The organism is Paenibacillus sp. 19GGS1-52 (assembly GCF_022369515.1).
Classification (GTDB): Bacteria; Bacillota; Bacilli; order Paenibacillales; family Paenibacillaceae; genus Paenibacillus_AQ.
In genome coordinates this window covers 5,960,361-5,985,417 of record NZ_CP059724.1, presented here as the reverse complement: position 1 = coordinate 5,985,417, position 25,057 = coordinate 5,960,361, and the positions used below count along the sequence as shown (strand labels likewise).

The 25,057-nt window shown below is 46.2% G+C and carries 24 protein-coding genes; 17 read left to right on the top strand and 7 right to left on the bottom strand.

All coding sequences use genetic code 11. The features are described 5' to 3' along the window. Window positions 1-31 precede the first annotated feature (31 nt). Entirely contained in the window at window positions 32-580 is a 549-nt protein-coding gene (locus H1230_RS27730) for a mismatch-specific DNA-glycosylase (RefSeq protein WP_239713023.1), read from the top strand. Here H1230_RS27730 and H1230_RS27725 read toward each other — a convergent pair. Further along, on the bottom strand, window positions 551-1,510 hold the full coding sequence (locus tag H1230_RS27725; RefSeq protein WP_239717597.1) for an MraY family glycosyltransferase: 960 nt from the start codon (window positions 1,508-1,510) through the stop codon (window positions 551-553). The two genes, H1230_RS27730 and H1230_RS27725, sit on opposite strands and share 30 nt — an antisense overlap. A 116-nt stretch (window positions 1,511-1,626) precedes the next feature. On the opposite strand from H1230_RS27725, the gene H1230_RS27720 reads away from it, so the two are divergent. Together H1230_RS27720 and H1230_RS27715 are read left to right on the top strand one after the other, a co-directional pair. Beyond that, complete coding sequence (locus tag H1230_RS27720) at window positions 1,627-2,313, top strand: YjjG family noncanonical pyrimidine nucleotidase (RefSeq protein ID WP_239713022.1); 687 nt, start codon at window positions 1,627-1,629, stop codon at window positions 2,311-2,313. 96 nt (window positions 2,314-2,409) lie between these two features. After that, window positions 2,410-3,084, top strand: coding sequence for a hypothetical protein (locus H1230_RS27715; protein WP_239713021.1), 675 nt, complete (start codon window positions 2,410-2,412; stop codon window positions 3,082-3,084). Window positions 3,085-3,182: 98 nt separating this feature from the next. Here H1230_RS27715 and H1230_RS27710 read toward each other — a convergent pair whose 3' ends face one another. Then, window positions 3,183-4,160, bottom strand: a complete 978-nt coding sequence (locus H1230_RS27710) for a ring-cleaving dioxygenase (protein WP_239713020.1) — start codon at window positions 4,158-4,160, stop codon at window positions 3,183-3,185. A 222-nt stretch (window positions 4,161-4,382) separates the two neighbouring features. Here H1230_RS27710 and H1230_RS27705 point away from each other — a divergent pair, with 222 nt between their 5' ends. From H1230_RS27705 to H1230_RS27660, 10 genes are all read left to right on the top strand, one after another. Next, window positions 4,383-5,156, top strand: coding sequence for an AAC(3) family N-acetyltransferase (locus H1230_RS27705; protein ID WP_239713019.1), 774 nt, complete (start codon window positions 4,383-4,385; stop codon window positions 5,154-5,156). A 50-nt stretch (window positions 5,157-5,206) separates the two neighbouring features. Then, complete coding sequence (locus tag H1230_RS27700; protein WP_239713018.1) at window positions 5,207-5,359, top strand: hypothetical protein; 153 nt, start codon at window positions 5,207-5,209, stop codon at window positions 5,357-5,359. Between the two features lie 152 nt (window positions 5,360-5,511). Continuing rightward, complete coding sequence (locus tag H1230_RS27695) at window positions 5,512-5,652, top strand: hypothetical protein (protein ID WP_239713017.1); 141 nt, start codon at window positions 5,512-5,514, stop codon at window positions 5,650-5,652. A 180-nt stretch (window positions 5,653-5,832) separates the two neighbouring features. Beyond that, window positions 5,833-7,251, top strand: a complete 1,419-nt coding sequence (locus H1230_RS27690; protein ID WP_239713016.1) for an RtcB family protein — start codon at window positions 5,833-5,835, stop codon at window positions 7,249-7,251. Between the two features lie 492 nt (window positions 7,252-7,743). Beyond that, window positions 7,744-8,859, top strand: a complete 1,116-nt coding sequence (locus tag H1230_RS27685) for a slipin family protein (RefSeq protein ID WP_239713015.1) — start codon at window positions 7,744-7,746, stop codon at window positions 8,857-8,859. A gap of 83 nt (window positions 8,860-8,942) precedes the next feature. Continuing rightward, window positions 8,943-9,875, top strand: a complete 933-nt coding sequence (locus H1230_RS27680; protein WP_239713014.1) for a manganese-dependent inorganic pyrophosphatase — start codon at window positions 8,943-8,945, stop codon at window positions 9,873-9,875. Window positions 9,876-10,115: 240 nt separating this feature from the next. Continuing rightward, window positions 10,116-10,532 (top strand): nitroreductase family protein, encoded by a 417-nt coding sequence (locus H1230_RS27675; RefSeq protein WP_345773448.1) that lies wholly within the window; start codon window positions 10,116-10,118, stop codon window positions 10,530-10,532. A 291-nt stretch (window positions 10,533-10,823) separates the two neighbouring features. Next, window positions 10,824-11,525 (top strand): pirin family protein, encoded by a 702-nt coding sequence (locus tag H1230_RS27670; RefSeq protein ID WP_239713013.1) that lies wholly within the window; start codon window positions 10,824-10,826, stop codon window positions 11,523-11,525. Between the two features lie 98 nt (window positions 11,526-11,623). Then, entirely contained in the window at window positions 11,624-11,950 is a 327-nt protein-coding gene (locus H1230_RS27665; RefSeq protein ID WP_239713012.1) for a hypothetical protein, read from the top strand. A gap of 270 nt (window positions 11,951-12,220) precedes the next feature. Then, window positions 12,221-13,327, top strand: a complete 1,107-nt coding sequence (locus H1230_RS27660) for a Glu/Leu/Phe/Val family dehydrogenase (RefSeq protein ID WP_239713011.1) — start codon at window positions 12,221-12,223, stop codon at window positions 13,325-13,327. Window positions 13,328-13,466: 139 nt separating this feature from the next. Here the strand turns inward: H1230_RS27660 and H1230_RS27655 are convergent, their stop codons facing one another. Beyond that, window positions 13,467-14,087, bottom strand: a complete 621-nt coding sequence (locus H1230_RS27655) for a peptidylprolyl isomerase (protein ID WP_239717593.1) — start codon at window positions 14,085-14,087, stop codon at window positions 13,467-13,469. Window positions 14,088-14,292: 205 nt separating this feature from the next. Here H1230_RS27655 and H1230_RS27650 point away from each other — a divergent pair, with 205 nt between their 5' ends. Continuing rightward, on the top strand, window positions 14,293-15,501 hold the full coding sequence (locus tag H1230_RS27650; RefSeq protein ID WP_239713010.1) for an MFS transporter: 1,209 nt from the start codon (window positions 14,293-14,295) through the stop codon (window positions 15,499-15,501). 90 nt (window positions 15,502-15,591) lie between these two features. Here H1230_RS27650 and H1230_RS27645 read toward each other — a convergent pair whose 3' ends face one another. After that, complete coding sequence (locus H1230_RS27645) at window positions 15,592-16,164, bottom strand: hypothetical protein (RefSeq protein ID WP_239713009.1); 573 nt, start codon at window positions 16,162-16,164, stop codon at window positions 15,592-15,594. A gap of 263 nt (window positions 16,165-16,427) precedes the next feature. On the opposite strand from H1230_RS27645, the gene H1230_RS27640 reads away from it, so the two are divergent. Together H1230_RS27640 and H1230_RS27635 are read left to right on the top strand one after the other, a co-directional pair. Then, entirely contained in the window at window positions 16,428-18,329 is a 1,902-nt protein-coding gene (locus H1230_RS27640) for a sensor histidine kinase (protein ID WP_239713008.1), read from the top strand. 88 nt (window positions 18,330-18,417) lie between these two features. After that, entirely contained in the window at window positions 18,418-20,337 is a 1,920-nt protein-coding gene (locus H1230_RS27635) for a sensor histidine kinase (RefSeq protein ID WP_239713007.1), read from the top strand. A gap of 18 nt (window positions 20,338-20,355) precedes the next feature. On the opposite strand, the gene H1230_RS27630 is transcribed toward H1230_RS27635, so the two are convergent. Next, complete coding sequence (locus H1230_RS27630; RefSeq protein ID WP_239717591.1) at window positions 20,356-20,598, bottom strand: NHLP leader peptide family RiPP precursor; 243 nt, start codon at window positions 20,596-20,598, stop codon at window positions 20,356-20,358. A 64-nt stretch (window positions 20,599-20,662) separates the two neighbouring features. Continuing rightward, window positions 20,663-21,595 (bottom strand): hypothetical protein, encoded by a 933-nt coding sequence (locus H1230_RS27625; RefSeq protein WP_239713006.1) that lies wholly within the window; start codon window positions 21,593-21,595, stop codon window positions 20,663-20,665. Between the two features lie 178 nt (window positions 21,596-21,773). On the opposite strand from H1230_RS27625, the gene H1230_RS27620 reads away from it, so the two are divergent. After that, window positions 21,774-22,850 (top strand): Gfo/Idh/MocA family protein, encoded by a 1,077-nt coding sequence (locus H1230_RS27620; RefSeq protein WP_239713005.1) that lies wholly within the window; start codon window positions 21,774-21,776, stop codon window positions 22,848-22,850. Between the two features lie 204 nt (window positions 22,851-23,054). Here the strand turns inward: H1230_RS27620 and H1230_RS27615 are convergent, their stop codons facing one another. Next, a complete protein-coding gene (locus H1230_RS27615; protein ID WP_239713004.1) occupies window positions 23,055-24,983 on the bottom strand; it encodes a family 20 glycosylhydrolase in 1,929 nt (642 codons plus the stop codon). Between the last annotated feature and the right edge of the window lie 74 nt (window positions 24,984-25,057).

Below are 25,057 nucleotides of genomic sequence, written 5' to 3'. Positions count from 1 at the left end.
GTCAGTGGAACTGGTAAAGGAGGCGAATGCGATGAACGAAGTACCCGATCATCTGGATCACGGATTACAGATCATCTTTATCGGCTTTAACCCCAGTCCTCGTTCAGGAGAGGAAGGGCATCATTATGCGAATCCGCGCAACCATTTCTGGAGAATACTGCATCAGTCCGGACTTACGCCGCGTTTATACGACCCTTCAGAGGATGGAGAACTGCTGAAGCTCGGGCTGGGCTTCACGAACATTGTTGCCCGCCCAACCCGTGGGGCGGAGGACATCACCCGTGAAGAATATAAAGAGGGCCGAGAACTGCTGCGAGCGAAGCTCGAGCAATTTCGGCCGGAAGTGGCTTGTTTTGTTGGCAAGGGCGTATATACAGAATACAGCCGGCGATCTAAGGTTGAATGGGGCTTTCAAGAGGATGCCGCAGAGCCTCTGGTAGACGGAGTGCGTGAATTTGTAGCGCCTTCTTCCAGCGGCCTTGTGCGCATGCCGCTGAATGAGATTGTCGACATCTACCGGAGATTATACAAGTTTACTGGAGATGTTGCGTCAGGTTTGGATCAACAGCAGAATGATTGACGATAAAGACAGGCAGACACTCACGAGGCATAACACGATAACAACCTGCTTCTGGTTCAGCCCTGCCCTAAGCAGGCGGTAGTGGACCTGGGTAGCATCGGCTTGATAGATGGACTTCCCTTGGATGAAGCGTTTGAACACGACAAAGATATTGTCGAAGATCGGTACGCCCATCGCCAGAATCGGAATGAAAATGGACAGGACCGTCGCCTGCTTGAAAGCACCATCGAGCGCAATAACGGCAAGGATGAAGCCGAGAAAGGTAGCTCCTGCGTCACCCATGAAGATTTTGGCGGGCGGTTTGTTATAACGTAAATAAGCAAGGGTAACGCCTACGAGTGCGATTGCCATCACAGCGGAAGTGGATTGTCCTTTAGTCAAGGCAACTATGAACAGAGTTACGGCGGAAATAGCAGTCAGTGCACCAGCTAGACCATCCATACCATCCGAGAAATTGATTACGGTAGTTACGCCGAAAATCCAAAAAATGGTCAGCAAAAACTGTAATACTACTGGAAGAACGATATAATCCCCAGAGAATGGGTTGTAAAATCCCGTAAAGGCGTTTCCGGCCAGATAGACAAGAACTGCCGCGGCAACCTGAACAATCATTTTGGGCAACGCCGGGAAGTCCTTTCCCTTAGTTTTGTACCAGTCATCCACCGTACCGATGGTCAGCAGCAGTACACCGCCGATGAATAGGGCTAGGGTCTCCATAGTAAAGTCACGGGCAAATACTAAATAGGTAATGAAAAACCCGATAAAGATGGCGTAGCTGGCTGTAAGCGGGATAGGTTCTCTATGTATTTTTCGCTCAACGTCCTGCCGGGGTTTGTCCACAAAATCAATGCGGAAAGCCAGTCTGCCAAGCGGTGGTATTAACAAGTAAACAATGGAAAACGACAACAGAAATGCTAATAAATATAAAATGATATTCACCGCCGTTTTCTCTTTAAAATAACATATCCGCCCGTGAGTTACCTTAAAAAGTGATAAATTGTCGATTGCTAGTCATATTTTAGAAAAATATATTTCTGGAGGTACATATGAAATACGAAATTATTTTATTCGATGCCGATGACACGCTGTTTGATTACGGAATGGCAGAAAGCCATGCTCTATATAACACGTTTGCTCAATTTGGCTTGCCAACGGGTGCAGACGATTATGCCGCCAGCTACAAGGAGATTAATCATGCGCTTTGGAAGGATTTGGAGCAAGGTCGGATTACTTCTGCAGCGCTACGGGTGGAGCGTTTCAATCGGCTGTTTGTTGCGAATGAGCTAAAGCTGAATCCAGAGGAGTTTAGTGCAGCTTATCTGCGGTTCTTAGGCGAGGGGACGTTCCTGATTCAAGGGGCGATTGAGCTTTGTGAAGAGCTTGCCGACTTTAGGTTGGCGATTATCACGAATGGAATTAAGGAAGTGCAGACCTCCAGAATTCAGGGGTCTCCGCTGTGCAGTACCTTTGAACAGATTATTATCTCTGAGGAAGCGGGCAGCCAGAAGCCGGAGACAGGTATCTTTGATTATGCTTTTGCCAAGCTGGGAATTACGGATAAGGAAAAAGTGCTGATTGTGGGCGACTCTCTGACCTCGGATATTCAGGGTGGAATTAATTATGGTATCGATACCTGTTGGTTTAATCCGCTCGGTAAAGTTAATGATTCAGGAGTCCTGCCGAAATATGAAATACGCAGCCTGTCGGAGCTGATAAGTATCGCTCGGGGGTAGCCAGAATAAGTTACAAATAGAAAAAGATTGGAAAACCTTTCCCGGTGTTATATATAGGAGAAAGCAATAGTTCTGACAACAGAGGAGCGGATCGTAATGAAAAAGAAATGGCTCATCGCAGCCGTGGTCGCCAGTATGACCATAACCGGTTCAGCCGGAGTGTACGCAGGAGCCAAATTAGAGCAGATCAAGGCCTATTTGAATCACAGCATCGGACTTGTCGTAGATGGTAATCCATATTGGATGAAGGATGGCAACGGCAAGACTCTGACTCCGATTACATATGAGGGGCTTACCTATTTGCCGGTTCAGTCGGTTGCGACCGCATTGAAAGTGCCTATTACGTATGATGCTGCGAATTATAAAGTGCGGATCGGACTGAATAGCGCGATTCCTATTGCAACTCCGACTCCAACGACGGACAATGGCACAACAACGCCTGTCTCTAGTAAATCACGACCTGTTAATCTGCCACAGGATTTCCCTATACCTGAGGATGCGGTCATTTCCACAACCTTGGATACTGATATCGATGGTGTGAAGAAGGTAGCTTTCACCTATTCTACACAGGAAACGCTTGATATCATGGGCTTTGTTTACAGCGAATATGTGCGGATCAAGAAATTGGATAATTCGACGCAGACTATAACTGCTACTACAGTTAAGATCACGGGCAAGCTAAGTGGAACAAGTCCACTCTCGATTACAGGAAAAGCTTCAACCGCACGTCCTGGATATAATAACTTCACTATTACATGGTCAGAAAGCTAAAGCTCGCGATCGCGATAAGATGGCGTAAATCTAAAAAGCAAGTTTCCAGATTAGTGGAAACTTGCTTTTTGCCGTTGTGACGTATGAGGGCATACGGATTATTGACGTGTATCCAGCGGTTTGAGATAGGCCTCAATTTGCTCGCGCTTTGACTCCAGGAACGGAGGCAGGGCCAGTGATTCCCCGAGATGCTCCATGGGTTCATCGGTTGCAAATCCTGGTCCATCAGTAGCTAGCTCAAACAAAATGCCATTCGGCTCGCGGAAATAGAGGGAGCGGAAGTAGAAACGGTCGACGAAGCCTGAGTTAGGCAAACGAAGGGTGCCCACGCGTTCGATCCATTGTTTCAGCTCTGCTTCGTTATCGACGCGGAACGCGACATGATGTACACCGCCCCGTCCGAGATGTTCCGGTTCTAGATCGTTCCGTTCCTCCAGATGAACCTCTGCACCCGAGCCGCCTTCTCCGGTCTCGAACACAATCACATCCGGTTGTCCGGCTACTGGTGAAGGATACGTGTTTTTGCGGCGGAAGCCAAGCAGTTCTTCAAGGATTACAGCCGTTAGGTCAGCCGTGTCCACGGTTAGATGCGCAGGTCCCAGACCGACAATGCCGTACTGGGCGGGAACAGGGCTTTTTCCCCAAGGTTTGCCACCTGCGACACCCTTATTAAACTCATCGGATACCAGCAGGAAACGCTGTCCCTCGAAATCGCGGAAGGATAAGGTCTGGCGGTCTCCTAGCACCGTAATTGTTCCGTGTTCTACATGATATTCCGTAAAACGCTCCTCCCAGTAGGTAAGCGCGGCGTCGTTAGGTACACGTAGAGAAAGGGCGGAAATACTATTATTACCGTTGCGGTTGTGCCCCGAATTTGGGATTTCAAAGAAGGTCAGCTCTGTTCCGGGATTCCCCTGCTCGTCTCCGTAGAACAAGTGATAAACGGAGATATCGTCTTGGTTAACAGTTTTTTTGATCAGACGTAAGCCTAGTATTTCCGTATAGAATTTGAAATTTTCCGGTGCTTTGGCTGTAATGGCGGATACATGGTGAAGTCCTTTTATTATTAAACTCATCTGGTAGTACCTCCTAGTGGAACATCGTGAATAATATTAAGTAACTATAATTTTAATAGTAAACTTGGCAAATTGCAAGGGGGACTCCAACATTCTCAAAAAGACGGACAGAAGCTGCAAGCGGATATACTAGTTTAAACGCTTTACTGGATATTTAATCGTATTCTTTTGCTTTGCTTGGTATATTAGCTTTATTAAGTTTGGATTGAAGGAGAGAAGTGTATGCATACGAAAGCCAGCTTATTGAAACAACTGCAGAAGTTGGAGCTTGACCCGCAAGGGACGATTCTAGTGCATTCTTCTTTAAAAAGCATTGGGGAAGTACAGGGAGGTGCGGACACCGTTCTGGATGCTTTAGTCGAATATATGCGGGACGGGCTGTTGGTATTGCCCACACATACCTGGGCTTATATTAACGCGAATAATCCACGCTTCTCAGTTCTGGATTCTCCTTCCTGTGTCGGTATTTTGCCGGAATTGTTCCGCTCTCGAAAAGGGGTCATTCGTTCCTGGCATCCGACACATTCGGTGGCTGCTCTGGGCGCAGATGCTGTAGAATTCACGGCAGGAGCTGAGTTGTGGGACACGCCTTGCGCTCGCGGCTCGGTCTGGGGCAAGCTGCTTGACCGGAAGGCAGATATCGTGCTGCTGGGCGTAGACCTGCGGCGGAATACGTTCATCCATGGTATCGAGGAATGGGTCGATATTCCCGGTAGAATGACAGATGAACCGGAGCAGCTGTACACGGTGACTCCTGACGGAACGGTGTTATCCGTGCCTTCCCGCAGGCATTGCGGTCTTTCCTGGTCGCAGCATTTCTGGAAGGTGGATGATGTTCTGTACGAGGGTGGTGCCATGCGTAAGGGGAGCTTCGGGGATGCAGTTGTTAGGGTGTGCGGTACGGTAGAAACCAATGAAATTCTCAGCCGGATGCTGGCAGTGAACCCCGATCTGTTCTCGGACAATGAACCGTTGACAACTTCTGGAAATATATGATAAGCTGATTTCAAATTTATGGGCCGAACGGCTAAGGGAGGTATTAGATCATGATGACAGAGAATAGAATTGAACAGCGCAGCTATGAAGATCAAATTCTATTCCGTAGTGAGCCGTCACGTGATCTATATATCGAAGACGCGAATGTATTGCGCAGCCATCCCTTACCCATGAGGTATGCAGGTTCACCCCTGCAACCGTAGAATCGGTTATCGGATGATCAGGCTGCGTACTCGCAGCCTTTTTCTTTGGCCTTGGGCTGGGGAAAGAGGCGGCGGAACGCAGCCTTTTTCGATTCTGAGATAGCCAGCGCATTGAATAATAAACCATTCTAATCCTGAAAGGAGAGAGAACGATGAACATGATTATTCTAAACCCCACCTATCGTGATGAACGTAATCAAAGTGATGAACGCCAAATCAGTTGCGATTCCATGTCCGGCTGTCTTGTCCTATCCGCTTTCTCTCCTGCAAGGCTGAGGATCGGTGATTTCTGACTATACTTTTGCACCGCTGCAGCGGCTCATAAGGAGAGTCTGAAGGATGAGGCTGTCGGATCACGAAGGTTTCCCTAGTGCCTATTCGGTACAGGAGCAACCCGTGGACCGGCAGCCTTTTGTTGTGAGGCCAGAGAAACCTCTGGCAGATTGAATGTTCGAACATTAGGAGGAACAACGATGAATTGGAACAGTAAGGCGCATGGGAACAACCATTACGAGCTTGAACTCCCCCACGGAGCGCTGCATGTATTCGCAAATCCGGAGATTTACGGATCCTTTGAGTCCAAAGTATTTGAGATGGCCGATAATAATCTGCGGATTCCACGGAATATATATATGGGTTACACTCCCGACGCTCATGTGGGTGTGGGAACTTGTATCGGTACGACGGCCGTCTGGAGCATGCGGGACGGAATGGTGTCTCCCTCCATTGTAGGTGTGGATATTGGTTGCGGAATGCGGGTGCACACAACACCGCTGCATAAAAGAGATCTGCAGGATAAGGCCGTCCGCCGGAAGCTTATTGAGACGATTGAAAAGTATGTGCCAACGAACGAACGCGTCAATAGCAATTATGCTGACATCGATATCATGGAAGTAGTAAGGAACGGACTTGAAGGACTTCCGGCAAAATATATCCCCTCCAAACAGTGGATCACGCATGTGGAGGAAAGTAATTTCCGCTACGATCATTCTGCACTAGATCATTTGCCAACCAAAATCCGCAAAAATGCTCACGGACAGCTCGGTACGCTGGGCAGTGGCAACCATTTCTGTGAAATTCAGTATCTGGAAATTGCCGAAAAGCATAAGGAACTGGCAGCCAAGTGGGGACTTTTCGATGGCGGGGTTGTTGTGATGATTCACTCTGGCTCACGGGCCTGGGGCGCGATGGTGGGTCGGGAACATACCAAGACCATCAAGGAAGCTATGCATCTCTGGGGAGTGAACAATCCCGACCCGAACTTGAATTATGCACCGATCAGCAGCCGTGAGGGTCAGGCATATCTGAACCTGATGTATTCGGCGCTGAATTTCGCCGTAGCTAATCGGCATATGATTGCTTTCGGAGTGCAGGAAGCGTTCCGCGAGCTGTATGGACCGCAGTTTGAAATGCCGGTATTGTACGATCTGATGCACAACTATGCGCTGAAGGAGTTCCACCGCAATCAGCCGATGCTGGTGCACCGTAAGGGAGCTACGCGGGCATTGCCGCCAGGACATTTTCTCAACACACCAGTTTATAAAGAAACCGGGCATCCAGCGCTCATTCCGGGCTCCATGGGAACCTCCTCCTATATCATGATTGGTCGGGAGGAAGGGGTGAAGAACTTCTACTCCATTTGTCACGGTGCCGGAAGGCTGCGCTCCAGAAGAGCTACCCGATTGGCCGTAACTGTGGATGAATTCAGTCAATCTCTTAGAGTAGGCACGGAGGACGAGATTGTGGTTAATCATCCTTCTCTCGATACAATACTGGATGAATGTCCGCAGGCTTATAAAGATGTGGATCAAATCATCGATAGTATCACTGGTGCGGGTTTAGCCGACATCGTTGCGAAGTGCAAGCCAATGGCAGCGATTAAAGGAATTTAGCTTTATTAAATACGGTATTACAAATTATAATAGATATGGGTTTGTTTCCAAGCTGTCTGCTGAGTGTGGATTTCTCTGGTCCCACAGTGCCCGTCATTCTATGACAGGGTATGCTGCAGCAGATTTGGAGCTTATCCATTCAGGGGTTCGATTCCCCAATCGTCTGATGAGCGATCTTTGGCAAAGTTACTCGATTTAATTCGAGACTGTGAAATGGACACAAGACCCTTTGACGGAAATCCTTAGCGCGTCCTTTCTGGCGTGCACTGAGAAGCGCAGCTTTGCAGACGGCGGATACCGGGGTATGAATGAGCCGAAATTCTGTAATGGAATATCGCTGCTACAAGGCAGGCCTGAAGTGGGGCTTGTATTCGGCAGCGCTAGCCCTACAAGATTTCCGTGCCTGCCATGCTCCTTAAGACCGGCTCCGCTGCCGCTGCCGGAAGGATTTCCGTGGACAGGGTCGATATTCAGGTGAACCAGGAGGAAGCTATGTTAACTAAAATAACAATTACTGCTGAAGAACGAGGACTCTTGTTTAAGAAAGGCAGCTACGACAAATATTTGGAACCAGGATCATACTGGTTAGCTCCGTTTGGTGAACAACATGTGGTAAAGCTGAGTCTGAATCAGCCTTTTTCTGTACCTGGTAAAGAAATAAATGGATTCCTGCATGACGAAATTCTGCTGCGCGATCTGCAGATTATAGATGTGCTTGATGATGAATATGTGCTGCATTATGAAGATGGGAGATTCAAAGCTCTGCTCACTCCCGGCAAATACGCGTTCTGGAACAAGCAGAGAGATCATCAGTTCCAACGGGCCGACATTCGCCAGCCGGAGCTGTTTACGGAGATTAACCGTTCTATACTGACGCGGATCTCAAATTACATACAGACTTTTGAGGTGGCTTTTAACGAAGTGGGCATTCTGTACTTCAATAATGTGCAGCAGCGGGAGCTGCCGCCAGGCAAATATGATTTCTGGAAAGGGCCTATCAAGGTGGCCGTGCAGAAGGTAGACCTGCGCCAGCAGCAGATGGATATGACGGGGCAGGAGATGCTTACGGAAGACAAGGTTTCTTTAAGACTCAATTTTGTATGCCAATATTCAATCACAAATCCTCTGCGTGTGCTGCAGATTAAGTCGGTGGAGGAGCAGATTTATATCAGCCTGCAACTGGTGCTGCGGGAATATGTCGGTAGCCTGAAGCTGGACGATTTATTGCGGATGAAGCAGGAGGTAGGTACTTTTGTACTCTCGCGGCTACAGGAACAGAGTGAAGGCTACGGCGTTTTGTTCCATTCGGCCGGAGTGAAGGATATTATTTTACCGGGAGAGGTCAAGGATATTCTCAATACGGTGCTGCTGGCGGAAAAGAAGGCGCAGGCCAACCTGATTACCCGGCGTGAGGAAACAGCGTCTACCCGCAGCTTGTTAAATACAGCCAAGCTGATGGATGAGAACAAAACATTGTATCGCCTCAAGGAGCTTGAGTTTCTGGAGAAAATAAGTGAGAAGGTCGGGAATGTATCACTTGTGGGTGGAGGTACTCTCTCGGAAAGGCTGGGCCAGCTGCTTATTCGCGAGGGTGGAGATGAGAAATAAGCATGGGTGTATCCTCATTCTGGCTAGACCCTATCAATGTATGGTATATTATTCTCACATAAAACATAGTAAGGAGATTGGAAATGGAAAAAACATTGGTCTTTGGTCACAAAAATCCGGATACGGATACAATTTGCTCGGCAATAGCTTATGCTGCACTTAAGAAAGAACTAGGCTGGGATGCTGAGCCGGTTCGTCTGGGAGACGTTAGTGGGGAAACACAATTTGCACTGGATCACTTTGGAGTACAAGCTCCACGTCTGGTAGAGAACGTAGCCGCTGAAGTGAAACAGGTTATTCTCGTTGACCATAATGAACGCCAACAAAGCGCGAATGATATTGATCAAGTACGTGTAGTGGAAGTTATTGATCACCACCGGATCGCTAACTTTGAGACTTCTCATCCACTATACTACCGTGCTGAGCCTGTAGGATGTACAGCTACAATCCTTAATAAGCTGTATAAAGAAAACGGAGTCGCTATTCCTAAGGAAATCGCTGGTCTGATGCTCTCCGCAATCATTTCCGATTCCTTGCTGTTCAAATCACCAACCTGCACACCAGAAGATGTAGCTGCAGCACGTGAGCTGGCGGAAATCGCTGGCGTAGATGCTGAAACCTACGGATTGGCCTTGCTCAAAGCAGGTGCTGATCTTAGCGACAAGACGATTGCCCAACTCGTTTCACTCGATGCCAAGGAATTCAAGATGGGCGCTTACAAAGTCGAAATCGCGCAAGTGAATGCGGTGGACGTTAACGATGTACTCTCCAAGCAAGTCGAACTGGAAGCTGCACTTACTTCCATTATTGATGAAAAGGGCTTGGATCTGTTCTTGTTCGTCGTTACAGATATTCTGAACAACGATTCAGTTGGACTGGCTCTGGGACGTAATGCAGGCGCAGTGGAACAGGCCTACAATGTGAAGCTTGACGATAATAAAGCCATCCTTAAAGGCGTGGTTTCCCGCAAATCGCAGATCGTACCGATTCTTACCGAGACGATGGCGAAGCTGTAAGGAAGATTTGAATTTATAAGTAGAGCCCTTACCAAGATCATTTGATGATTGCGGAGGGGCTCTTTTTTTGATATACGCTTGGTGATCTGATTGACAAGGAAGATATTGACAGCATCTGGTTGATTAAATTATACTATGTGCATTAAAACCAAGTAAGTTCATAGAATTAATTTTAATGCGTTTTTACAGTTAACTATCTAGTTTAAGACCCAGAATACAGGGGATGAGAATCAGCAACAGATTATAGATGCATCGGCTGTCATTGCAGTTCTTGGTGATCAGGAGGCCTACCGGAACGTTGAGACTATCTATGCCCATGCCCAAGCAGCTGGCTACGTAACACCGGAAGTTGGGGATACAATTGCCAAGAACACTTATAATGCGTACTCCAGCTTTAGTCCGGAGAGACTTAAGAGTATTGGGCTGGTGGACGGTGGGTTAATCTCCATGCAGTTAATGCTGGCGGCAAAAGCAAGAGGGTACGACACGGTGCCGATGGGTGGCTATAATGTCGAGGCTTTTCTGGAACTGTTTGAAATTCCGCAGCGCTATGTACCCGTAATGTTGATTGCACTTGGTAAAGCAGCGGCTGAAGGCCGCCCGAGTATCAGACTGCCACTGGAAGATGTAACCTATTGGAATGGATTTCAGGCTTAATATTTGTTCATTCTATTCTTTCTATTCTTTTTCTATTATTTGTGCGAGAAACGGATGCCGCTACCTAAAGGACGGTGATGCCGTTTCTTTTTGAAAGATAAGAATTTATATGTGTCACACGATAACTTATCCTTATATTTCTCGAAGAAACGGATGCCATCCCTAAAAGGACGGCGAAGCCGTTTCTTCTTGCGTAATTTTTTGTTTTCTTGTGCTTTCTGCTACAATATTTCTAGGACTACTAAATTCATTGAAGCCATACTGTTCTGACCATGACAAGGAGGGGATTCCATGATTCAATTATATACCGCTGACTCAGCGCATCGCTTTGACCACGGCTGGCTAAAGGGCAGTCATGTCTTCTCATTCGGGGATTTCTATGATCCTGATAATACGGCTTTTGGGCCGATGCGGGTCTGTAACGATGACACCATATTTCCGGGTAGAGGTTTTGGTGCCCATCCACATAGTGACATGGAGATTGTCTCTATTGTTCTGTCGGGAAGGCTTCGGCATGAAGATAATTTAGGGAATGTAGTGGAAACAACCTTCGGTGGCATTCAACGAATGTCGGCGGGTACGGGAGCGATCCATACAGAGCATAATCCTTCGGAAGATGAACCTGTACGTCTGCTGCAGCTCTGGTTCATGCCCAGAACACGTGGCACTGCGCCATCCTATGCCACAGGCCGGTTCGATCCAGCCAAACTAAAGGGGAAACTGCTGCCGGTTGTCGCTGCTGAAAGCTCGGAAGAGGTTGTCGATATTGGCCAGGACATGACAATTTATCTAGGTCGTTTGGACATGGGACAAGAACTGGTATTTAACCAGGAGGCCGGAAGACGCATATTTATATATCTTGTCGAAGGGGAGATAGTGATAGACGAGAATACTGTGCTGCATCCGGGTGATTCGGTACGCATCACCGAGATCAGCGAGCTTAAGCTTGTCGCCTCGGAGGCTGCTCTTGTCATGCTGATCGATTTACCTTGAAGTAGAGGCTAACAAAACTAAGCATATGCTTCCGAAGTAGTTTTGTTCGAAGTAATTCAATGAAGCGGTTGCTAACAAAACTTGTAGGAGGAATGAAAATGGCGCAGGAGAGAGTGTTGGTTAAACACTCCGTAACTGGACGTTTGCTGATTAGCAGCACTGACGGGCTAACGTATACCTTTGATCATGCTGGTGAGCTTACGCTGGTAACTATAAATGGCGTATCTGCAGACAAAGGAGCGGCGGTGGTGGAACTCAAGTCCGAGCTGAATGTATTCCGCTTCGAAGAACCGCAAGGCGGACCTATTATTAAACATTGGTATTATGTCGGCGATAATCCGGTTATCTATGATGAATCCGCACAGCGGCTAACGCTATCGGTGCAATCGGAGATTGAGTATCGACCGGATCAATATTGGGAATGAGCTGGGACGTAGAATGACAAGCTGCTCACATTAAAATAAACTCTCCCATAATCGTTGCTTGTGCAACTCAATATGGGAGAGAATTCTAACGTGCACAAATTGCCATGCTATATTTCTAACAATAGAAGTTAGATTATAGTGAATTTCAAATAGATTATACATAAATTTTACAGTGGAAGCACAAATTATGTTGACAATTGTGTCTGCATATACTAGCTTTGTTATGAAACATAACATTAAAGATAGATAAGAGACAGGAGAATTGGAGAAATGGAATTGTTTGCGGCAATGGAGCGGGACGATTATGAGGAACTATTGTTTTGTCAGGATAAGGCATCAGGATTAAAGGCGATCATCGCGATTCATGACACGACACTAGGCCCCGCACTAGGTGGAACACGGATGTGGACTTATGCTACCGAAGAAGAAGCTATTGTAGACGCGCTTCGATTGGCGAAAGGTATGACATACAAGAATGCTATATCTGGGCTGAACTTGGGCGGTGGGAAAACAGTTATTATTGGGGACCCCAAAAAAGACAAGAATGAGGCTATGCTCCGTGCCTTTGGAAGATACATACAAGGCTTGAACGGCCGTTATATTACGGCTGAAGATGTTGGCACCACCGAAGAGGATATGAACATTATTTATCAGGAGACTGATTATGTTACTGGAACTTCACCTAGCTACGGCTCCTCAGGCAATCCTTCTCCAGCAACGGCTTATGGCGTATATATGGGGATGAAGGCAGCGGCCAAAGTGGCCTTTGGTAGTGATTTGCTGGAAGGCAAGACCGTTGCTGTTCAAGGTGTGGGGAATGTAGCTTATACGCTGTGCAAATATCTACATGAAGAGGGCGCCCAGCTTATCGTAACAGATATTAACAAGGAAGCCGTAAATCGTGCCGTAGAGGCTTTTGGTGCAACGGCCGTTGATCCTGCTGATATCGTGGGTGTGAACTGTGATATTTATGCTCCTTGTGCACTTGGGGCAACAATCAACGATGTATCACTTCCACTCCTAAAGGCAAAAGTTGTCGCTGGTGCGGCTAACAACCAGCTGAAAGAACCGCGGCATGGTGATACTCTGCATCAAATGGGGATCGTTTATGCACCCGATTACGTGATTAATGCAGGCGGGGTAATCAATATTGCCGATGAACTAAACGGCTATAATAAAGAACGTGCTCTAAAGCAAGTGGCGAAGATTTATGATAGCATCACCCGTGTCCTAGAGATTTCGCGTACCAATGGGATTCCTTCCTATGCCGCTGCCGACCACCTTGCACAGGAACGCATAGCTTCCATTCAGAATAGCCGCAGTACCTTCCTGCAAAATGAGAATCATGCGCTTAGTAGAAGAAACTTGCGCGGATAGCGCATATATTTCATAGCCTTTGATATCAGGTCTCTACATACAAAACTCGGCACGCCCTTATCCGGAAATTGATCCGGTAGAGCTGCCGAGTTTTGTTGTTGTATAAGCCTTATATTTGTATGACTCTGAATCTGGAACTTTATTGTACCTTCTCTGGTTCTGGATAAGTGACGCCTAGAGTATCGACAGTTACCTTCTTCATCACAGGCGGCTGATTTGGCCGGTCGGAACTGTCACGCGGAAGATTCACAATGCTATCAACAACTTCAAGACCCTCTGTGACTTTGCCGAAAGCGGCATAGCTTCCATCAAGACTCGGGTAAGTGTCCGCCATAATAAAGAATTGAGAACCCCCAGTATTGGGCTCCTGAGCTCTCGCCATGGAAAGAATCCCCTTCGTGTGCAGCAGGTTATTTACGACCCCATTGCTGGTGAATTCTCCGGCAATACTATAACCCGGGCCACCCATGCCTGTACCTTCAGGATCACCACCCTGGATCATCATGCCTGGAATCACTCTATGAAAAATGGTGCCGTCATAGAAGCCTTTTTGGATTAAAGAGATGAAATTATTCACCGTATTCGGCGCTACCTCAGGATAAAGTTCAGCCTTAATGATACTCCCGTTATCCATTTCGATAGTCACTATGGGGTGGCTAGCCGTTGCAGAAGGCAGTCCTTCAGTTGCCGTAGCAGTATTGCTGTTGTCCGGTTTATTCCCGCAACCTGCCACTACTACCAGCAGTATGCAGACCATCATCAGAAATATGCCATGTTTTGTTCGTCTAAGCTTCACTAGTCAATCTCTCCTTTTTCGTGGAAGAATTCATTGTCATTATCATAATAACTCCTTTGTCCTACTTCTTGCAAAAGACAGGTAGGCTGCTTGGGATTGGCACATCTTCAAAAGAGGTTTAGAATAATAGGGGTGCTTCCGAGAAAACAGCAGAGAGGATGTGTGCATATTGAATTTTTCATGGAAGCGGAACCTGGTAGTACTCTGGATAGGCGTTTTCTTTTGCAGCATGGCATATACGATCTCCATTCCATTTCTCTCTATTTTTCTTACAGATGATCTCGGTATAACAAATAATCTGGAGCTTTGGTCGGGAATTAGTTTTGGTATCACCTTTTTGGCCAGTGCCTTGATCTCTCCCTTCTGGGGATCTTTGGCTGATAAATATGGCCGTAAACCGATGCTGATCCGCTCCGGATTTAGCCTTGCGGCCTTGTATCTGCTCAATTATTTCGTGCATGATCCATACATATTTCTGGTCGTGCGTGTGCTTCAGGGTCTGCTGGCCGGTTTTGTTCCGGCTGCCATTGCGATGGTAGCTACCAACACCCCTGAGGATAAGACGGGTTATGCCCTCAGTATTATGTCTACAGCGGGAGCAACGGGTAGTATTTTGGGTCCGTTAATCGGCGGTGTAGTCAGCTATTATTCCGGTAACCGTAATGCTTTTTTATTCTCGGCGGTTATGGTGCTGGTCTCGGCACTGATCGCTACTTTTTTTGCTAAAGAGGAGAATTTCGACCGTTCCGCCCCTAGATCCCACGTAAGTGATGATATCAGGGAAGCGAGGCGGAATCGGATATTTATTACATTGGTCATGCTAGCGGGGATAAGCACCTTTTCGGTTATGACTTTGGAGCCACTAATTCCGATCTATTTGCTGGATATGGGCATTTCCAAAAGCAGTGCCTCCTTAAGCTCAGGAATCGTGTTCTCTGCTGTGGGCATTGCCACCGTAATTATGGCTCCTCAGTGGGGAAGAATAGGAAGTCGTAAAGGCTTTGGGAGGGTCTTGTTTATTGGGCTTATCGGCGGTGGTATCGGGAATATTCTGCAGTTTTTTGTATCCGGATATGTGGAGTTTGCGGTGCTGAGGTTTGCCTATGGCTTGTTCTATGCTGGAGTGCTTCCCTCCGTAAATGCGATGATTGTGCAGGTTATCGAGCCGAATTTTCGCGGTCGAGCCTTTGGTCTTAATCAGGCTGCAACCCAACTGGCAACAATGGCCGGACCGATTATTGGCGGGTTGCTTGGTGGGTTGATTCCAATACGCTGGGTGTTTATCCTCAATGGGGGTCTGCTGCTTGTGGCGGCGCTGTTGGTTAAGTCCCGTAAGCTGGATGCACAAATCGTAGCCGCACGTACAGTTGAGCAATAGGTTATAGACAATAAAAAGCAGTCAGCCTCCATAATCGGAGACCGACTGCTTTTTTTAATTTTAATGGAGCAGTCTACTCATAATCTGTGATTAATCTTCTTCGCCCTGTGAGCCGTTTAATACGTCGATGCCTGGCATAACATCGATCGGCGGGGACGCAGGATCAACTGCTGAATCTGGTTCAATGTCGTCAGCATCAGGAACATCTTCCAGTGGAAGGTCTTCGTCCTCATCCTCGAATGATTCTTCTTCATCCTCCAAGGGCTCATCTTCGATATCGATACTGCCTCCCGCTAATCCGGCTGCTCCAGCAGCCAGAATCGCATCGGACTCCAGCAGTTCGTCCCGCTCCGGCGCTGGAGATGCAAGGATACTTTCCTCACGGTCGGCCCGTCGGCCAAGTCCGGACTCCGGGACGTTTAGACCAATATCAGCGGCCAGATACTTATCGCCCACCAGCACTGGATCGGAACCATCATCGACGATACCATCGAAATCAACCGGGGTGGCTCCAACGGGCTCATGACTTGTCAGTGATGACTCGAGGGAGCCGACAGGACGTAAATCATCCAGAGGAATATCCTGTTCAGGTGGAATATCTCCCGTTTTTGTGTAACGTTCGTATGCAAAATCGGCTTCAGTCTTATTGAATTCGTTGCCCATAGCCGTTCATCTCCTTTTAGTCTTGCTCATTATATCCCTATAGTACTAATTTACCCCCTCATGAGATAGCGAATCTTCTTATGAACATACTCCTATGCTTAATATATTCATTCAGTAGCTGTATTAACCCCTTTACATTTCAAATTATACGTCTTATTTCGAGTGCTTTTGCGGAGAAGGGGCAGGTATAAGTGCGAAGACTGTCGAAAATAAGAATCATATGAACCATAGGAATACAACTAACGACTTACTGAGGTGTCAAGATGAAGTTGCCCTTACAAAAGACAGCGGCTGCTATGCTAGTTCTTTTGCTGCTGACTGCTATATTATTCATCGGAATTGCCACGGAGTTTAGCGGACAATCGGAGACTGTTTTGGCTAGTTGGGAACTGAAATGGGCCAGTATAGCTGATGCACCCACTACCGAAGATGCTGCGGCAATTTCTGAAGCGGATTGGATTAAAGTAATGGCAAATGGGAGCAAACAGATTGTTCCAGAAGGAATAAATGCGGCTTGGCAGCGTTTTTCTTTACCCTATTTCACAGAGAATTCAGCAATTCTAATTAATAAAGTCTATGGAAATAATATTAAGGCCTTCCTAAATCACAGTTTGATCTATGACTCGCAAGGACAAAGCAATTATAACGGCAGTAAAGTTCTGATTTCCTTGCCGGAAGAAGCTACAGGGGGTCAGATCTATCTGTGGAGCAGTAGCGGGGGTAAAGAGTTTGGAATAGAGGGCGAGATTCGGGTGGGCAGCTACGGAAAGCTGCTTGCTTTTTATGTGAAGCAGGATTTAATGGACCTTGTCATTGGGGCGACGTTAATATTCATAGCTACCGTACTGTTAGTATGCTCACTGTTTCTCAAAAGAGAGCTCCTTTCAAGCGGCTTGCTGCTGGTGCTTGTTATTTTAACCTTTGGCGTTATGGTAGTTACCTATTCTCCTTTTCTGCCGCTTATTCTAAGTAACCATGGCAGAGTAATCGAATTGATTTTTGATTTAGCTTTGTTTATTCTGCTGCCAGCATTTACATTCTATTTCGAAAAAATATTTGGACCTGGAAAAAACGGCATAGTCACTCGTGTCCGCAAATTTCAGATAGGCTATTCGGTATTTTGTGTATGTCTTGCTATGCTTAATGTACTTGTGTCGTACCAGCTTGAAGATTTCTATAAATTCATGTCTGTTACTGTTATTGGTTTTCTAATAAGTCTGCAGCTTATTTTCCTGTTGGTCTTGGCGATCATATATGCGTATTCGGGCAATACGGATGCCGTTATTTTCTCCATCGGTTTCTCCGTATTTACGATTCTGTCGCTCTTTGAGCTGGTCTTGTATTATACGTCTTCGGGAGACTATGACTTCTACTGGTGGAAATGGGGCATCGTGGTATTTGTGGTCTCGCTGATTGTCATCCTGGGCAGGAGGTTCGCGAGAAATCATGAGCAGCTTATCGAATATTCGCGTGATCTGGAGCGGTTCAATGATAATTTGCAGCGCTCAGAGAAAATGGAGATCATTAGCGAGCTGGCGGCTTCTGTAGCTCATGAAGTACGCAATCCGCTGCAAGTCACACGTGGGTTTCTACAGATTCTTGGAGAAAGATCCGGCAAGAAGGAGAAGGAATATCTGCAAATGGCATTGTCAGAGCTGGACCGTGCTTCGTTGATCATCACAGATTTCCTCACTTTTGCCAAGCCAGGACTCGAGACGGTTGATCGGCTCGAAGTTTATGAAGAGCTGAAGCATGTGGCTGGTATTCTGGTTCCGTTGGCTAATCTGCAGGGTGGTGCTATAGAGCTTAAGGTAGAGAAGGACCTTCAGGTGCTAGGGAGCTCTGCCAAATTTAAGCAAGCGTTTATTAACATTATCAAGAACAGCATAGAATCCTTGCAACATGAGGGGCTCATTACGGTTACAGCTTGGAAATCGGGAGAGCAGATCATCATCAGTGTACAAGATAACGGAGAGGGTATGAATAGTAGTGAGTTAGGCCGGCTAGGAGAGCCATATTACTCTAATAAGACTAAAGGAACGGGTCTTGGACTTATGGTAACCTTTCGCATTATTGAGGCTATGGACGGCTCTATTCAGTTTCAGAGTGAAAAAGGTGAGGGTACCAAGGTTGTTGTTAAATTACCGGTTACTGTAAGGAAATAGAAGTTATTTTTGTGAATTCCGTTTTTTTGAAGGAATGGCCGGATTATAAGCGAAATAGGTATAACAAACTTTCTTCTGAGGTGCATACATGCGCTTGATAGCCAAAATACTTCATATAACTATAGTGCTCTTGCTCCTCTTCACGGCATTCGGTTCTCTCATAACAGCTGCGGCGAGTCATTCCCCTTCAGATGAAATTACGAAATGGCAAATGAAGTGGGGGAATGCAGCGGCTGTGACCGGAAATACGGTTCCCTTAACGGATCAGGATCAGCAAGGGTGGATTAATGTTGATTCCCTTCAGGGAGTACCGGAGTTACCTCCTGGCGTTTCGGCCGCCTGGACAAGAGTAACCTTGCCTATGCTGAATTATGCATCCCCATCTATATATATGGATACGCTATATGCGCTGCATGTAAAGGTGTATGTGGAGAAGAAGCTTATTTTCGAGGGGAATCGCAGTTACATTAAGGATAACTATTCTTTGCTTTTGCCCCTCAGTCCTCAAGATAGCGGCAAAACCTTATACATATGGACGGAGACACTGCAGGATCGAATTGGAATCAAGGATAAATTGGTTGTTGGAGAGCATAATGTCTTAACCAAAGCTTATATTAAGAATGGACTTGTAGACGTTATTTTGGGCAGCGCCTTTTTCTTTGTGGCGTTAGTGTTGTTTGTATGTTCTTTCTATTTGAATAAGGAGTCTTTCGCTAATGCAGTTTCCCTGGCTATAGTCATTGCCTCCACGGGAATCCTAGCTATTACTTATTCCCCGTTTGTATATACCTTTTACAGCTATCTGGGTCCGATCAGTATTGTGCTCTTGGATGTGGCCTTATTATCCTTGTTGCCTGCACTTACCTTCTTATTCGAAAAAATCTTTGGTGGCGGAAAGTTTGGGATCATCCGGCGGTTTCGCAGATTCCAGGTTGCCTATTCCTCGTTCTGTATGCTTTGCCTTATTCTCAATTCCCTTTCTGGCAACCGTTTTGTTGAATTTTATTATTTTGTCTCTACCACGATTATCGGGTTCATCATGATATTCCAGTTCATACTGTTGATCGCCTGCGTAATCATTTACTCGTTCAGAGGGAATAAGGATGCAATCATTTTTGCTATTGGTTTCGGAACCGCAGCCTTTACGGGTGTGAGCGAATTGCTCTGGTATTATATCCGGAAGGGTAATTATGATTTATTCCTGTGGAAGTGGGCACTCGTAGTTTTTATTATTTCCTTAATTGTAATTCTGGGACGGAGGCTGGCTCAGAACCATCAGCAGGTGGTCAAATACTCCAGTGAGCTGGAGCTGTTCAATAATGAACTGCAACGTTCGGAAAAAATGGAGATTATAAGCGAGTTGGCCGCATCGGTTGCTCATGAAGTGCGTAATCCGCTGCAGGTCACGCGGGGTTTCTTGCAGCTGCTTAGTGAGAAATCAAGCGGTGACGAGAAAAGATATCTCACAATGGCCCTAAGTGAGCTGGATCGTGCATCGAGCATTATTACCGATTTCCTGACCTTTGCCAAGCCGGAATTTGAGCAGATATCCACACTTAACCTCTACGATGAATTTAAGCATATTGAGAGTATCTTACTGCCGCTCTGTCATATGAACGGTGGCAAGTTGATATTGGATGTAGCAGATCATTTGTGGGTGAAAGGGAATTCCTCGAAGTTTAAACAGGCGTTCATTAATATTATCAAGAACAGCATTGAAGCGCTTGGAGATGAGGGCACTATTCAACTGAGCGCGTATGGCAAAGCAGATAAAGTATTCATTCATATTAAGGATAACGGAGAGGGAATGAGTCCAGAAGTTCTAATCCGGTTGGGTGAGCCCTATTTCTCCAACAAGACTAAAGGAACAGGCTTGGGACTAATGGTAACCTTTCGCATCATTGAAGCCATGCAAGGGGACATACGTTTCATAAGCAAAAAAGGAGTGGGAACAGAATCCATCACTATGCTGCCATTGGCAGAAGATCTGGAAGTTCCTACTCCTTAAGAAGTTAAACCAGGTGTCTTACCAAGAACCGAGTGTTGTAAGATCGGTCTTCATTACGCCTGAGGATGGACTTGGAGGAATTACGAGATAGAATTCATTAGAACCTTCTTCTAACGTCTTCAAGGTAACACTGTCGGGAATGATAACGCCTAACGCTTCTTTGAGGGCTAATTTCGGATCTGTGAGTAGTTTTTGCTTAAAAATCGGATCTTCCCATGCCTTCTGGATCACTTGATTTCTAAGAATTGCTTCTGACACAATAATCACCCTTCCCAAATGGATATATTTTCCTCATGAGTATAGCATGTGATTATTTCTATTTCTATCATTTTTTGATATTTTTTGATAACCAATAATAGAGGCCGCCACTTTGAAGAATCTGCTTCTCCGCTTCGATCGCCGCTGAGATATGCTGCAAATTTCTAACCAATACCAAATGGAAGGAAATTAGTTGTGGAGCGTTTATTTCATAAGCAGTAAGCTTGTTATGAGTAGCTTGTGCGATCTTGGCATAGGCATTCAATCCGCTGCTCGTAAAGATGAAATCTTTGACTTCTCCCTCAGTAAGTGCCTTACGGTCGTCTGGAAGCTGGCTGCGGGTGAGTGACAACAGGCAATTATAATTATCCTCAGCCAAATCCTGTTCCCAATCCTCGTAATCGTCAAGCATTTGCAAAGTGAGCAGTACATCATCAATCAGGTCTTCAGCTTGAGCGACCAGAGAATCATTCCCTGAGAGAAGCAGGATACTAGTGCTCGATAATTTGAGTGGACTGGCTTTGTGGGCGATTTTGACTCTATCGTTTAGAAAATAGTCTTGTTCTTTCTCATGGCTTACACTGTCTGCCCATTGTGAGATATAGCGATTGAAGGAGAACCAGAAGGGTGAATAGGGCGCAAAGTAGGATCTATAAATATTTAGAAACTCAATATAAAGCAGGTTGGCCAGTGGCAGCTTTGCATGAGCGGAATCCGTGTTGTCTATGAGATCATCCTGAATAAAGAAATATAACATGAAGAATACGTTGCCCATCGACATTTTGCGAGTATCGTCTGGGGAAAGATTATAGCCATTCTGAAACCAAAACGGCAGCAAGTAGCATATGTAGTTTTTATGGCTTCCTGTTGTAAATACGTTAAAATGATCAAGATAGGATATGCCCTGAGAATTTAGCGGCTCAGGAAATTTGGAGATGATAGACCTGCTTTCTTGAAACACCAAGCGAAGCTCTTCCTCAAAATCATGAAGCCAATCCATAGGCGTATCTCCTGTCATAATTATTAAATTTATGGAAAAATGTGGTTTTCCGTCCTGATTATAATCCTCTCTAAAATTCATTTCAATATAAAGTTATGAAAATGAAAGCTAGTCTATAGCAGAGTGAATTGAATGCCTTATAAGTAGAGTTGCGTTAGTCGCAGAAGGGATGAATGAGATGGGGAAAATCGTTTTTGGATTGCTTGGCGGGGGCTGGAGAGCGGAATTTTATTTGCGGATTGCCAGAGAGCTTCCGGAACAATTTGCCGTTGCAGCCATGTACGTTAGAAATACGGATAAAGCTGAAAGTTTAAGGGAAACTTGGGGAATAGCAGTCTACAGCACGTTAGAGGAGTTCATTTCAGCTGGAGGATACTCCTTTGCCGTTGTGAGTCTGAAACGCGACGTTAGCAAGGACTATATTCTCAAGCTTAGCCGTGCCGGAATTCCAGTATTGGCGGAGACTCCTCCTGCGGAGAATCTGAAGCAATTAATTGAACTATGGAACGGAGTTGGCCGTTCGGCAATCGTACAGATTGCCGAGCAATATCTGTTTCAGCCGATGCATGCTGCCAGAATAAGGCTGGCCCGTTCCGGAGTACTTGGAGAAATCAGTCAGGCCCAGGTATCTGCAGCACATGGGTATCATGGAATCAGCCTGATGCGACAGCTCCTCGGTATTGGATATCAAAATGTTGCGATTCGTGGTCAGAAATTTCAGTCGCCCATTGTGAATGGGCCACAGCGCAGCGGACCCCCAACTTCAGAAAGAATTGTTCAATCTGAACAGATGATTGCTACTTTTGATTTTGGAGACAAGCTGGGGCTATTTGATTTTGTGGGAGATCAGTACTTCTCCTGGATTCGCGGAAACCGCATGCTGGTGCGTGGAGACCGTGGAGAGCTCAGAGATCATGAGGTTTCTTGGCTACAGAGTTATGATACGCCGTTATATAGTACATTGCGTCGGGTGGATACCGGACATGGCGGTAATCTGGAAGGGTTCTATCTTAAGGGAATTATGGGGGATGGAGAGTGGTTATACCGCAATCCATTTACCCCGGCCCGATTAAGCGAAGATGAGATTGCGATCGCAGAAAGTCTGCTCCGAATGGGACAACATGTTCAGGGAGGACCTTCCTTTTATAGTCTGGCAGAAGGCAGTCAGGATCAATATTTGGCACTGCTGCTGGAACAGGCGGTAAACACAGGCGAGGTGCTCGTTTCGGAAAGCCAGCCTTGGTCAAAAGGGTAGATGGTGACGTATCCATTATAATGAAGCGTTATAAACAAGAAGAAACGGCTTTGCCGTCCTCTGAAAGAGGCGGCACCCGTTTCTTCGAGTAATATAAGGATAAGTTATCGCGTGAAACATATAAATTCTTATATTTTAAAAAAACGGCTCAAGGAGTCGGAATGCTTGCCTTTTCCCGACTCTCCAAGCCGTAACCACGTGGGATTATTTCTGTGCTGAGCCAGAAAGAATAGCTGTTAAATTCTCGTATTGGCTGCGCAGACGAATTAGCTTTGAAGTGCTTTGCTCCAAACCGCCAAGTCGGTTGCGTTCAGTCCAGAGCTGTCGATATTGATGCAAGAGTAAGTCGAGATCCTTAATCTGCTCCGTGATGAACTGAGGATCAATGAGTTGAGGCTCAGAAGCCAACATTCGTTTGATTCTGCCAAGCTGTATTGCATGCTTCACAAAATGAATACCGTTCTTCAGCTCCTTCAGGACAAGCTCGGCATCATCACATTCCAGAGAGAGACCACCCAGTCGATCATCAATTTGTTTGATATATACTTCCAAGCGCTCTAAGTGTTCTTCTGTAAGCTGTTCAACCATAAGTACATTATCCAGATTACTGCGCAGCAGCATGGACATTTCCGTATCGTTCGAACGTATAATTGGGGATTCGAGCTTATAATAGTTTCCGAGATCCAGTAGGAGCTGGCCGATGTTCTCTGATTGGTCATGGAAAATGGATCTATTCAAGTATCCTGTAACGTCAGCTTGCTGATTGGTATCTACACTCCACGCAACTGCGGCACCGTATACGAATCCGGCATAGCTGACTGGAAGATGCTGCCAGTGGCCGAAATCACCCCAATCCGTGATGAGATAGCCAATGGCACCATTATTTCTACCGTGAATAGCTGCGCTGCGCAGATTGGCCAGCATGTTGTCACTACGTCCCGTAAGGGAGTTCCAAGAGTTGGTCCCAGGGCAGACATAGAACGGAATTTCGGCGTCACGGAATTTTTTAGTATCTGCTTCAAATGGATGCTCGGCAGTATAGCCCCATTCCATAGCAATAATATTTTTGGGGAGCTCAGCAATCAGCTCTGGGTATTGGATAATGATATCGCCCCAGAATTGCATCGTTTTACCGCGACTGACTACCAGTTCATGAATTTTCTGCAGAAAAGATAAATAGAGCCGGCCCTTGCCTTGCGTTTCGGCGAGTGCTTTGCTTTTACCAAGTCCTAGTTCATAGGTTTCATCGCAGCCCACATTGAATAGACTAGAGCTGAAGTATGGCAGCAGATCATCATACATTTTACCTAAAAGAGAGATGACGGCAGGATCTTCTGTATGAAAGGTTCCGGGCTGCATATATAATCCTTCGGGATAGAAGTCAGCAGCATACATTTCCTCGGGCAGCATGAAGCCTTCAGGGACTTCTGCCAACTGATTGAATTCAGGTCGGGAAAGCCAATCTTCCATGTGTCCGAAGCTGTTCTGGTTAGGAACCAGTTCAATATAACGTTCCTGGCAATAAGCATCCAGCAGCAGAATTTCCTCACCGGTGATCGGTGTTTCAAGCTCTGAAACCTGTGGAAAAGACTCATAGGCAAATGGAGAACCTTCTATATATAGCTGCAGTTGATTCATCTTCAGGTCGGCCATAAGATCAACGATCCGGTACAGCGTTTCTTGCTTCGGTATTTTGTTCCGACTGATGTCGACCATTACACCTCTGGCTCCAAAGTCTGGCTCGTCCCGGATATGCAGTTTTGGAATAGTTCTACCCGACTGTTCTAATAGCTGCTTCAATGTTGCTACTGCATAAAAAGCTGCCTCCGGAGAACTATAGAATACCGAAATACCGCTCTCCTCAATAAGGATTTCATAGCCTTGTGCAGGAAGTTCAGGATTATAACTAAAGTTACAAACAGACAGAACTGCTGAACGAGTACCTATGGATAAAGGCAGGCCCAGCTGTAGAACTTGTGAGATTACCTGCTGGAGCTTACGAGCAGCAGGCATAGCGCTGCGGTCTGTGGCATGGGCCAGCACAATGCTTCCAGTTGCGGGGATATGAAAGAATCCTTCAGACAACGTAAGTTCACGCGGATTAGGAAGAAGTAATAGTGAATGGTTAGTCATAGAGTAGCCACCTTTGGTCATTTAGAATTAGATAGATCTTTATCAATAACAATATCACTTCGAATTTGAGGAAG